This is a genomic window from Mesorhizobium sp. WSM4847, from assembly GCF_055811335.1.
In genome coordinates this window covers 111127-123078 of the sequence record NZ_JBVVPY010000023.1, presented here as the reverse complement: position 1 = coordinate 123078, position 11952 = coordinate 111127, and the positions used below count along the sequence as shown (strand labels likewise).

At 63.9% G+C, this 11952-nt stretch carries 10 protein-coding genes; 4 read left to right on the top strand and 6 right to left on the bottom strand.

The window, feature by feature from the left end; genetic code table 11:
* Window positions 1–71 precede the first annotated feature (71 nt).
* Both AC0L28_RS27545 and AC0L28_RS27540 read right to left on the bottom strand, forming a co-directional pair.
* Window positions 72–1193, bottom strand: a complete 1122-nt coding sequence (locus AC0L28_RS27545) for an NAD(P)/FAD-dependent oxidoreductase (protein WP_473481416.1) — start codon at window positions 1191–1193, stop codon at window positions 72–74.
* A gap of 2 nt (window positions 1194–1195) precedes the next feature.
* On the bottom strand, window positions 1196–1321 hold the full coding sequence (locus tag AC0L28_RS27540) for a hypothetical protein (protein WP_023797838.1): 126 nt from the start codon (window positions 1319–1321) through the stop codon (window positions 1196–1198).
* Window positions 1322–1465: 144 nt separating this feature from the next.
* On the opposite strand from AC0L28_RS27540, the gene AC0L28_RS27535 reads away from it, so the two are divergent.
* The gene (locus tag AC0L28_RS27535) at window positions 1466–2833 is read left to right on the top strand and encodes an aspartate aminotransferase family protein (RefSeq protein ID WP_473481414.1); all 1368 of its coding nucleotides are present in this window, start codon (window positions 1466–1468) and stop codon (window positions 2831–2833) included.
* A 611-nt stretch (window positions 2834–3444) separates the two neighbouring features.
* Here the strand turns inward: AC0L28_RS27535 and AC0L28_RS27530 are convergent.
* The 4 genes from AC0L28_RS27530 to AC0L28_RS27515 form a co-directional block, all read right to left on the bottom strand.
* Window positions 3445–4539 carry an alcohol dehydrogenase family protein gene (locus AC0L28_RS27530; RefSeq protein WP_473481412.1) on the bottom strand — a complete coding sequence of 365 codons (1095 nt, stop codon included), beginning with the start codon at window positions 4537–4539 and terminating at the stop codon, window positions 3445–3447.
* A 167-nt stretch (window positions 4540–4706) separates the two neighbouring features.
* Window positions 4707–6086: an aminotransferase gene (locus AC0L28_RS27525; protein WP_473481410.1), complete on the bottom strand. Its 1380-nt coding sequence runs from the start codon at window positions 6084–6086 to the stop codon at window positions 4707–4709.
* A 177-nt stretch (window positions 6087–6263) separates the two neighbouring features.
* Window positions 6264–7757 carry an NAD-dependent succinate-semialdehyde dehydrogenase gene (locus AC0L28_RS27520; protein WP_473481408.1) on the bottom strand — a complete coding sequence of 498 codons (1494 nt, stop codon included), beginning with the start codon at window positions 7755–7757 and terminating at the stop codon, window positions 6264–6266.
* 330 nt (window positions 7758–8087) lie between these two features.
* Window positions 8088–8570 (bottom strand): Lrp/AsnC family transcriptional regulator, encoded by a 483-nt coding sequence (locus tag AC0L28_RS27515; protein WP_473481428.1) that lies wholly within the window; start codon window positions 8568–8570, stop codon window positions 8088–8090.
* Window positions 8571–8660: 90 nt separating this feature from the next.
* On the opposite strand from AC0L28_RS27515, the gene ehuR reads away from it, so the two are divergent.
* From ehuR to ehuB, 3 genes are all read left to right on the top strand, one after another.
* Entirely contained in the window at window positions 8661–10046 is a 1386-nt protein-coding gene (gene ehuR, locus AC0L28_RS27510; RefSeq protein WP_023797845.1) for a MocR-like ectoine utilization transcription factor EhuR, read from the top strand.
* Between the two features lie 122 nt (window positions 10047–10168).
* The gene (gene ehuA / locus AC0L28_RS27505; protein ID WP_473481406.1) at window positions 10169–10954 is read left to right on the top strand and encodes an ectoine/hydroxyectoine ABC transporter ATP-binding protein EhuA; all 786 of its coding nucleotides are present in this window, start codon (window positions 10169–10171) and stop codon (window positions 10952–10954) included.
* A 94-nt stretch (window positions 10955–11048) separates the two neighbouring features.
* A complete protein-coding gene (ehuB, locus tag AC0L28_RS27500; RefSeq protein WP_473481404.1) occupies window positions 11049–11900 on the top strand; it encodes an ectoine/hydroxyectoine ABC transporter substrate-binding protein EhuB in 852 nt (283 codons plus the stop codon).
* The last annotated feature ends 52 nt before the right edge of the window (window positions 11901–11952 follow it).

The following is an 11952-nucleotide window of genomic DNA, read 5'->3' as shown; positions in this document are numbered from 1 at the left end:
CATCGTGGCACCTCCGCCAACAATGAATCAGCCGCTCACCATCAATTCAACCGGATTAATAGGTCCTGACCTTAGCTGGCCTTCGGCGCGAGGCGCTGCGCGACATGGTCGGCGATCGCCAGGCTTGAGGTCAGGCCAGGGCTCTCGATGCCGAACAGATTGACCAGGCTCTCCACGCCGTGCACCGCCGCGTCCTGGATGACGAAGTCGGCATTGGCTTCGCCGGGACCGGAGAGCTTCGGCCGGATGCCGCTATAGGCCGGCCGCAGGCTGCCATCGGCCAGGTCCGGCCAGTATTTGCGGATCTCGTCGTAGAAGCGCTCGCCACGCGCTGGATCGACGCGATAGTCGAGTTGATCGGTCCATTCGACGTCAGGCCCGAAGCGGGCGACGCCGTCGAGGTCGAGCGTCAGATGGACGCCGAGCCCGCCGGGTTCGGGCACGGGATAGACCAGCCGCGAGAACGGCGCCCGGCCGGCGACCGAAAAGTAATTGCCCTTGGCGTAGCGAAGTTCTGGCACGAATTGCCGGTCGAACCCGTCAAGCGAGCCGGCAAGTGCCGTGGCGCCGAGCCCGGCGGCGTTGACGAAGCGCGCGGTGGCGATTTCAAAGCGCTCGCCGCTGGTGCCGTCTATCGTGCCGAGTACGATGCGCCCATTTTCAATGCGGCCGCAGACGATGCGGGTGTTGAGGCTGAGCGCCGCCCCGTGCTCCTCGGCGTCGCCCAGCAGCGCAAGCATCAGCGCGTGGCTGTCGATGATGCCGGTGGCGGGAGACAAAAGCGCGGCCGTGCAGCGCAGCTTGGGCTCCAGCCTGCGCGCCTCTGCTGCGGCCAAGGGCGTCAAATCGCCCGCGCCGCAAGCAGCGGCGTTGGTCAGGATCGAAGTGAGCATCGGCTCCTGTTCGGCATCCGTGGCGACGATGAGCTTGCCGCAGCGCGCATGCGGCACCGCCCGCTCCTGGCAATAACGGTAGAGCCTTTCGCGGCCTGCCACGCAGAGCCGGGCCTTCAGCGATCCGGCCGGATAGTAGATGCCGGCATGGATGACCTCGGAATTACGCGAACTCGTCCCGGTGCCGATGGCGTTCTCGGCCTCGAGGATCAGGGTGTCCATGCCGCGCTGCGCCATCTCTCGCGCGATCGCGAGGCCAATGACGCCGGCGCCGGCGACGATGCAGTCGACATGGTCCACGATCAGGCCACCTCAGCCTTGTTGTTGTGCCTGCTGGTGAGCCGTTCGGGGATCAAGTCTTGGCCATGCGCACAGCCGGCTTGGCGCAGGTTCCCGCGTTCAGCAGCCTCGAAGCTGAAATTCTGCATGTCTTCCGTCCATCCGCCGGCCCTTCCGAAAGGTCTTGACACCCTTACAAGAAACGGATGCAGCAAACAGCATTAATCCAGAGGCCGATGCGCACGCCGAACGGCGGCAGGACGCACGTCCCGACATGCAGGACAGGAGCCATCATGGACGCTCGACCGAATTCTCCCGAAGCCCGCGACATCAGCTACCACATGCACGGCTACACCAATGCCCGCAAGCACGATGAAGCAGGGCCACTGGTCATCGAGAAGGGCGACGGCATCTATGTCGAGGATCTCGCCGGCAACCGCTATATCGAGGCGATGGCCGGGCTTTGGAGCGTCGCGGTCGGCTTCTCCGAGAAGCGGCTGGTCGACGCTGCGGTGCGCCAGATGTCCAAGTTGCCTTACTACCACGACTTCGGTTCCAAATCGCATTCGCCGCTGATCGATCTCGCCGAGAAGCTGGTGCAGATGGCGCCGGTGCCGATGAGCAAGGCGTATTTCACCAATTCCGGCTCCGAGGCCAACGATACGGCCATGAAGATGATCTGGTACCGGTCGAATGCGCTCGGCCAGCCTGCGCGCAAGAAGATCATCAGCCGCATTCGCGGCTATCACGGCGTCACCATTGCCTCGGCGAGCCTGACCGGGCTGCCCAATAACCACAATTCCTTCGACCTGCCGATCGCCAATGTGCTGCACACCTCGACGCCGCACCACTGGCGCGAGGCGCTGCCGAATGAGAGCGAAGGAGAGTTTTCGAGCCGGCTTGCCGACGATCTGGAAAAGCTGATCCTGGCCGAGGGCCCGGAAACCGTCGCTGCCTTCTTCGGCGAGCCGATCATGGGCGCCGGCGGCGTCATCGTGCCGCCGGCCGGCTACTGGGAGAAGATCCAGGCGGTGCTGTCGAAATACGACATCCTGCTCGTCGCCGACGAGGTGATCTGCGGCTTTGGCCGAACCGGCGAAATGTTCGGCTCGCAGACCTTCGGCATCAGGCCCGACATCATGGTGCTGTCGAAGCAGATCTCTTCGTCCTACCTGCCGATCTCGGCCTTGCTGATCAACGAGAAGGTTTTCGAGCCGATTGCCGACGAAAGCAATCGCATCGGCACCTTCGGCCACGGCTTCACCGGCGGCGGCCATCCCGTTGCGGCGGCGGTCGCGCTGGAGAACCTGAAGCTGATCGAGGAGCGCGATCTCGTCGGCAATGCGCGCACGGTCGGCGCGCATATGCAGAAGCGGCTGCGCAAGCTCGCTTCGCACCCGCTTGTCGGCGAGGTGCGCGGCGTCGGCCTGATCGCGGCGGTCGAACTGGTCGGCGACAAGGCGAACAAGACGCCGTGGGAGACGGCCGGCGCGCTGGGCGGGCTCGTCAACGGTTTCATGCAGCAGAACGGCGTCATCTCGCGCAACATGGGCGATGCACTGGCCTTCTGCCCGCCGCTGATCATCACCGAGCCCCAGGTCGATCAGGTGATCGACGCGTTTGAAAGATCGCTCGAAGCCGCGGCCAAGCAGGTCCTGTAATTGGCGCGCGTCGCTCGAGATCATGCCGTTATAAGAGAACCGCATTTTTCTTATAATTGGAGCCGCCTGACATGAAGACGGTCGTCCGCAAGCGGCGTTATAAGAAAATTGCGAAAAACTTATAACGCCGCAGGAGAGGTTCAGGAATCCTTGTTGCCGTCGTGTGGCCAAATCAGAATGGTTTTGCGCGCAGGCCCTGGGACCCATTCCGTTACCTTGGAGCGCTGCTGCGGTGCAGAATGCTTTGATCGCGGAGGGACAGCGCCCCCCTCTGTCCTGCCGGACATCTCCCCCACAAGGAGGGAGATTGGCCTTGATCACTGATTTCGCCAACCATCAACCTTGCAAAAGGGACGCTGTCCGCGAAGCTGCCAATCTCCCCCCAAGTGGGGGAGATGTCCGGCAGGACAGAGGGGGGCGCGAAGGATCGCTACAGAGCGCTTTTATTCTGAGCCGCAGCATTATGGACGGAAACTAGCTGGAATGCGAAGGCTTATGCCAATCGCCAGCGTTGGAGATCGGCTGCAGTCTGGTCGGGCAGCGACCACCCACGGCCTTTTCAGGCTCAGTCAAAGAACCAAATTCTCTATGCAGAGACTACGTGCTTCATCTTATCGACGATCCGCAACGGCGTCCGGAACGACCACCAGTTTGCCGACAAAATCTTTGGCAATGAAATCCGCCTGGGCGCGGTGGAAATCGGAGAGCTTGTAGACACCGCCGACCAGCGGCCGGATTTTCTTCTCCTCGATGTAGCGGACGATACGGCGGAAGTCGTGTCGCGTGCCTTGGCTGGAGCCGTGCAGCTGCAATTGCTTGAGATACATGGTGCGCAGATCGAGCTGCACGACCGGGCCGGCAATCGCGCCGGCGGTGGTGTAGCGACCCTCGGGCCGAAGGATGCGCAACAGGTCGTTGAAGATCGCACCGCCGACGAGGTCGGCAACCACGTCGATCGGCTGGCCGCCGGTTGCGTCGTTGACGGCGGCGGGCAGATCGGCGACGCCACGGGTGATCACCGCCTCGGCGCCGATGGCGAGCACCGCCTGTTCCTTGCCCTTGCCGACGACGGCATAGGGGATGGCGCCGCGCGCCCGCGCCAACTGCACGATACCGGAGCCGACGCCGCCCGAGGCGCCGGTGACCAGCACGCGCTCGCCGGCCTTCAATGCGACGCGTTCGAGCATCTGTTCGCCGGTAAGGTAAGCGCAGCAGAAGGTGGCGAGCTCGACGTCGGTCAGGTCGGTGGCGACGACATGGGCATTCTCGGCCGGCACGGTCTGGAACTCGGCATAGCCGCCGTCGCGGCCATGGCCCATATAGTCGATGTCGGCGAGTGAATCATCGTCGCGGTTGTAGATGGAGAAATCGACCATCACCCGCTCGCCGATGCGGGCCGAAGAAACACCCTCGCCGACGGCAACGATGTTGCCGACGGTGTCGGTGCCCTGGATTCGCGGGAAGGTCAGCGTATTGCCCTGACGTCGCCAGGTCGACACGGCGGCAGCATCTTCTTCCGTGCCATAGGCGCCCTGGCGCACCCAGACATCGGTGTTGTTCATGCCGCACGCCGTGACCTTGACCAGAACCTCGCCGGGGGCGGGAGAGGGCACTTTCACATCGGTGCGATAGACAAGCTTTTCCGGCCCGCCGTGACCGGTCAGAAGCATGGCGGCCATGGTGGCGGGGAGGGCTTTGGAGGTCATTGATGTTGCTTCCAGATATTCCAGGTTCGCGCTGCCCCTCACCCTTACCCTCTCCCCGTGAACAACGGGGAGAGGGGGTCGCCAGCGCTGGAGCTTGTCCCTTCTCCCCGTCGTTCACGGGGAGAAGGTGCCGGCAGGCGGATGAGGGGCGGCACCAAGGTCGATAATTAGATGCTGGCAAACACGCTCTTCACCGCATCGGCCGTCTTCGACACGATGATGTCGGCCTCTTCACGGGTGAGGCACAGCGGCGGCGCGAAGCCGAGGATGTCGCCTTGCGGCATGGCGCGGCCGATGACGCCAAGCTCGGCAAGCGCGGTCGCGACCTGCGGCCCGATTTTTTGCGCGGCATCGAAGAACACGCGGTCGTCCCGGTCGGCGACGAATTCGATTGCCGCCAGCATGCCGTCGCCGCGCACCTCGCCGACATTTTTGTGGCCGCCGACGGCTTTCGCCAGTTCGGCGCGGAAATAGGCGCCGGTCTCACCGGCGTTGGTCACCAGGTCCATCTCGTCGATCAGTTCCAGGTTGGCGACACCGGCGGCGACGCAGATCGGATGCGCCGAATAGGTCCAGCCATGGCCTATGCTGCCGAGTTTGTCCGAACCCTGGACCAGCACCTGCCAGACCTTATCCGAGACGATGACGCCCGACAGCGGCGCATAGGCCGAGGTCAGTCCCTTGGCGATGGTGATCAGGTCGGGCTTGATGCCGTAGTGGTCGGAGCCGAACATGGTGCCCAGCCGGCCGAAGCCGGTGACCACTTCGTCGGCGACCAGCAGCACATCATATTTGTTCAGAACCGCCTGGATCTTTTCCCAGTACAGAGCGGGCGGCGGCACGATGCCGCCGGTGCCGAGGATCGGCTCGCCGATGAAGGCGGCGACCGTGTCCGGGCCCTCGGCCAGGATCATCTCTTCGAGCTTGTCGGCACAGTGTTGGGAAAACTGTTCCTCGCTCATCGAGCGGTCGGCGCGGCGGAAATAGTAGGGCGCTTCGGTGTGCAGGATCGGCGCGCGCGGCAGGTCGAAGGCGTTGTGGAACAGGTCGAGCCCGGTCAGCGATCCGGTCATGACTCCGGAGCCGTGATAGCCGCGCCAGCGTGAGATGATCTTCTTCTTCTCGGGACGGCCGAGCACGTTGTTGTAGTACCAGATCAGCTTGATGTTGGTTTCGTTGGCGTCGGAACCGGAGAGGCCGAAATAGACCCTCGACATGCCTTGTGGGGCGCGCTCGATGATCATCTTGGAAAGGGTGATCGACGCCTCGGTGCCGTGGCCGACATAGGCGTGGTAATAGGCAAGGTTCCTGGCCTGGGCGGCGATGGCGTCTGATATCTTCTGGCGGCCATAGCCGACATTGACGCAATAGAGCCCGGCGAAGGCATCGATGCTCTTGCGGCCGTTATTGTCCCAGATGGTGACGCCTTCGCCGCCGGCGATGACGCGGGTCGGCGATTCACCCCGTGCATGCGTGCCCATATGGGTCGAGGGGTGGAAGAAGTGGTCGCGGTCCCAGGCGGCGAGTTCGTTGGACTGGTCGAGCATTTTTTTAACTCCTTGAAGAAAGATGGTCCCGACGCGGCCTAAGGTGTGTCGAGATTCAGGCTAGGCCGAGTCGAAGTGGCTTCCGAGAACCGGAGCGGAGCGTACTTTTCGTACGGAGCACCGGAAGCGCAGGACGCCGCCATTTGCAGACCGGCATCACCTGAATGTCGATACACCTTACGCCACGTCCAGGCAGAGATATCTGAGATCGGTAAAGGCTTCGAGCCCGTGGCGCGAGCCCTCGCGACCGATGCCGGACTGTTTGACGCCGCCGAACGGGATCGGCGCGCCGGTGATCTTGACGCGGTTGATGGCGACCATACCGTAGTCGAGCGCGCGGCCCATGCGCAATTGGCGGCCGCCGTTCTCGGTGACGACATAGGCGACGAGCCCGAATTCGGTGGCGTTGGCGCGGGCGATGACCTCGTCTTCGCTGTCGAAGGTCGTCACCGCGGCGATCGGACCAAAAGTTTCCTCGCGCATGATCAGCGCGTCGTCGGTGACATCGGCGAGCAGGGTCGGCCGGTAGAACAGCGGCCCGGCCGGATGTCTGCCGCCGCCGGTGAGGCAGCGCGCGCCATGGGCGAGCGCATCGGCAACCTGCTCCTCGACCTTCTTGACACCGCGCTCATGCATCAACGGCCCGATGTCGATGTCATCGGCCAGGCCATTGCCGGTCCGCAGCGCCTCGATGCGCTTGGCGAAAGCGGCGCAGAAACGATCATAAATCGGGCGCTGGACATAGATGCGGTTGGCGGCAAGGCAATCCTGGCCGGAAGTGGCGAATTTGGCGTCGACGGCGATGGTCACCGCCTTGTCGAGATCGGCGTCGGCAAAGACGATCAGCGGCGCATGGCCGCCAAGCTCCATGACCAGCCGCTTCATCGTCGGCGCACTTTGCGCGGCAATAAGCCTGCCGATCTCGGTCGAGCCGGTGAAGCTCATGGCGCGGACGCGCGGATCTTCGCACATCCGCCCAACGATGGTCGAGGCCTTGCCGGTGAGAACGTTGAAGACGCCAGCCGGCAGGCCGGCGCGTTCGCCGAGCTCGGCCAACGCCAGTGCCGACAGCGGCGTTTCCGACGAAGGATGCGCGACGATGGTGCAGCCGGCGGCAAGGGCGGCCGCCGCCTTGCGGGTCAGCATGGCTGCGGGAAAATTCCACGGCGTGACGACGCCGACGACGCCGAGCGGTTCGCGCCGTACCATCATCTCGGCGTTTGGCAAATGGCTGGTGACGCTTTCGGCGTTGAGGCGCTTTGCCTCCTCGGCGTACCATTCGACGAAGGAGGCGGCGTAGTCGATCTCGCCAAGCGATTCCTTGAGAGGCTTGCCCTGTTCGAGCGTCATCAACAGCGCCAGATCGTCCTTGGCGGCGATGATCAGATCGAACCATTTTCGCAGGATTCTTGCGCGTTCCTGTGGGAGAGCCGCGCGCCAGGCGGGAAAGGCGCGCGACGCCGCGTCGATCGCCTTGCTCGTCTGCCTGGCATCGAGCGCGGCAACCCAGGCAACGGTGGCGCCTGTAGCAGGGTCGGCCACCCCAAAACTCTCGGCGGCTTCACTCGCCGTCCAGTGGCCGTCGACATAGGCGAGTTGGCGCAGCAGCCGGTGGTCGGCGAGCCGGTCAAGCGCTTCGTGGCGTTGTGGGCGGGCAAAATGCGCGGACATGTTCGAGGTCTCCCGGTTCGCAGTGATGCGGAGAGACTATGCGCGCGGCGCAGACAGAGAGGCTGTTTCGGAGCGCACGCGTAGAGAGATTGTCTCTATTGGGCTGCTCGGGCAGACAATCTGTTCAGCTTATAGGCTGGGCTATCTCATCGAGGAAGTGCCCCCTCACCCGGATTGCCAACCGAATTGCAAAGGGCAATTCGGGGCAATCCGACCTCTCCCCCGAGGGGAGAGGAGATCGCAGCGCCGGCACCTTTCTCTTCTCCCCGCCGGGGAGAAGGTGGCCGCGAAGCGGCCGGATGAGGGGGCTCTTTGCGATTTGCTCAGACCTCACGACGGCGTCGGCAACAGATCGGCCACCGGCAAGGCGACCTCCTCCTTCACCGTCTTGGTGACGATGTAGGTGAAATAACGGTCGATGCCGATCTCGCGTTCGAGCAGGGCGTCGACCAGCCGCTGATAGGCGTCGATGTCGCGCGCCAACACTTTCAGCAGATAGTCGACGCCGCCGCCCACCGACCAGCAGGCGACGATTTCGGGGACGTCGCGGATGACGCGCTCAAAACGGTCGAAATCGGCTTGGCGGTGGCTGGCCAGCGTCACCTCCATCAGGACGGTGGCGACCGGCGCGACGGCGCGCATTGCAACCCTGGCGTGATAGCCGGAGACGATGCCGGCCTTTTCCAGCTTGCGCAACCGCATCCAGCACGGCGTCGGCGACAGGCCGACCTTGTCGGCGAGCGCCAGCTTGGTGATGCGCCCGTCGCGCTGAACCGCGTCGAGGATTTTCAGGTCGATCTGATCCAGTTTCAATGCGGCCATGAGCGTCCACTTTTTTCCGCGACACCATGACGGCGCATTATTTCGATTGTCAATTGCACTGATTTCGATCTCTAATATGTCATGACATTGTGGCGTCCAGATCCAGCGCTTATCCGGCGGCCGGCCTATCAATCGCTCGCCGACCAGTTCGCGCGCGCCATTCATGACGGACGGCTGGCCAACGGCGCGCGGCTGCCGACGCATCGCCGGCTGGCCGACGATTTGAAGCTTTCGGTGCAGACAGTCAGCCGCGCCTATGAGGAACTGATCCGCCGGGGCCTGGTCTCCGGCGAGATCGGCCGCGGCAGCTTCGTGCAGACGCAGCGCCGCGAGCCGGAGCCGCCCTATCTGCCGGAGCGCCTTGGCGAGGTCATCGACCTGTCGATCCTGAAGCCGGTCTGCGAGCCGATGCATCTGGAGAGGCTGAAGCAGGCGCTGGGCTGGCTCGCCGAGAACCTGCCGTCGACCTCGGCGCTGTCGTTCCGGCCGAACATGGTGTTTCCGCGCCACCGTGCAGTGGCGGTCGAATGGCTGCGGCTGTGCGGTCTCGACGTGTCGGCGCAGAATGTCAGCCTGACCAACGGCGCCACGGCCGGCATGACGGTGGCGCTGATGAGCGTGGCGCCGCCGGGTTCGACCGTCGCCACCGAGGCGATCGGCCATCACACGCTGATCCCGCTGGCGCGCTATCTCGGCTTCAACCTCGAGGGCCTGCCGATCGACGACAACGGCCTGATCCCGGAGGCGCTCGACGAGGCGTGCCGGCTTTCCGACATCCGCGCCGTGTTCGTGCAGCCCTCGGTGATCAATCCGACTGCAACATTGATGAATGCCGCGCGGCGCGAGCAGATCGCTGCGGTGGCGCGCCGGCACGACATCGCCATCATCGAGAACGACGTGCTCGGGCCGCTGGTCGAGGGGCGTCCGCCGCCGGTCGCCGCCTTCGCGCCCGAGCGCACGCTCTACGTCACCTCCTTCACCAAGATCGTGCTGCCGGGCCTGCGCATCGGTTATCTCGCGGCGCCCGACCGCTATGTCGCTGCCGTCGCCAACCGGCATCTCGTCTCCAACTGGATGGCGACGCCGATGGTGGCGGAGATCGCGACAAAATGGGTGACCGACGGCACGGCGATGGAACTCGTCCGCTGGCAACGGTCGGCGCTGCGGCGGCGGCAGGAGATTGCCGCTCAGGTGCTTGCCGGGGTCGACTACCGCGTCCATCGTGACGGGCTGCATCTGTGGCTGGAACTGCCCGGCGACCGCGCCGAGGAGGGCTTCGTCTCACAGGCCCGCCTGCAGGGCGTGGCGATCGCACCAGGCACATCGTTTCGCATTTCGGCGGCGCCCTGGCAGCCGGCAGTGCGCATCTCGCTGGGCTCGACCACCGAGGGGGAACTGCGCGCCGGCCTCAGTGTTGTCACCAAGCTTCTGCTCGGCGACCCGGAGCATCTGCTGCTGGCGATCTAGGCAAGCATTGCCGCGAAATTCTGCGGAGTCAGAAACATTGTCATGAGTTTATTTTCCTGATTGACATGATTTGGCGCGTTCCGCATCGTTAAGGCACAGCTTCTCCAGCACGGGGAAATTCTTTGTCCGCGCCCATCATCAAGATCGATGCCATTTCGAAAAGCTTCGGCACCTTCAAGGTGCTGGACGGACTGTCGATGCAGGTCATGCCGCGCGAGAAGCTGGCGCTGATCGGCCCATCCGGCTCCGGCAAGACGACGATCCTGCGCATCCTGATGACGCTGGAGAGGATCGACAGCGGCCACATCCAGATCGACGGCGAGCAGCTTTACCACATGGAGCGCAACGGCCAGTTGCTGCCCGCCGACGAACGGCATCTGGCAAGAATGCGCCAGAAGATCGGCATGGTCTTCCAGCTGTTCAACCTGTTTCCGCACAAGAGCGTCATCGACAACGTCACGCTGGCGCCGATCCTGACCAAGGGCATGGCGCGCGCCGCCGCCGAAAAACGGGCGATGGAACTGCTCGATATGGTCGGCATGGCCGACAAGGCGAAAGCGATGCCGGCGCAGCTTTCCGGCGGCCAGAAGCAGCGCGTTGCCATCGCTCGCGCCTTGGCGCTGCAGCCCAGGATCATGCTGTTCGACGAGGTGACATCGGCGCTCGATCCGGAACTGGTCGAGGAGGTGCTGAACGTGTTGTGGCGGCTCTGCTCCGAGACCGACATGACCATGCTGCTGGTCACCCACGAAATGGGTTTTGCCCATGATTTCGCCGACCGGGTTCTGTTCTTCGACCGCGGCAAGATCGTCGAGGAAGGCAAGCCGGACGAGATTTTCCGCAACCCCAAGCAGGAGCGTACGCAAGCTTTCCTGAAGAAGATCATCGCGGCCGGACATCGCGTCTGACTGCCATGCCCCGGGCGGCAGCGCCGTCCTCCCAGGGCGGCGAAGCCGTCCCGTGGAACGACCAAACCAAAAGAGAAACAAGGAGTTGGGAACAATGAAGAAACTTGGCATTCTGGCCGGCGTCGCCGGTGTTGCGCTGACCGCAATTCTGGCCGCTTCGACCGCGGGATCGGCCGACGACAGCAAGCTCGAAGAACTCAAGGCACAGGGCTTCGCCCGTGTCGCCATCGCCAACGAGCCGCCCTATACGGCGGTTGCGGCCGACGGCAAGGTTTCGGGTGCGGCACCCGATGTGGCCCGTGAAATCTTCAAGCATCTTGGTGTCAACGACATCGTCGCCTCGATTTCGGAATATGGCGCGATGATCCCTGGCCTGCAGGCCGGCCGTTTCGACGTCGTCACCGCCGGCCTGTTCATGAAACCGGAGCGCTGCGCGGCGGTCGCTTATTCGGAGCCGGTGCTGTGCGACGCCGAGGCGATGCTGGTCAAGAAGGGCAACCCGAAGGGCTTCAAGAGCTATGAGGATGTCGCCAAGGATGCCACCGCAACGATCGGGGCGCCGGGCGGCGGCACCGAGGAGAAGCTGGCGCTCACTGCCGGCGTGCCGCGTGACCGCGTCATCGTCGTGCCGGACGGCCAGAGCGGCCTGAAGATGCTGCAGGACGGCCGCATCGACGCCTATTCCCTGCCGGTGCTGTCGATCAACGATCTGGTCAAGAAGGCCAACGATCCGAACCTCGAAGTCGTCGCCCCGGTGGTCGGCGCGCCGGTCTATTGCGACGGCGCGGCGTTCAAGAAGGGCGATGAGGCGCTGCGCGACGCCTATGACGTGGAATTGGCCAAGCTGAAGGAGTCCGGCGAATTCGCCAAGATCATCGAGCCCTACGGTTTTTCGGCCGCGGCGGCGATGTCGACGAGCCGCGACAAGCTCTGCTCGGCAAAATAGGCGCCTTTTTCCTTCTCCCCGTTCACGGGGAGAAGGTGTCACGAAGTGACGG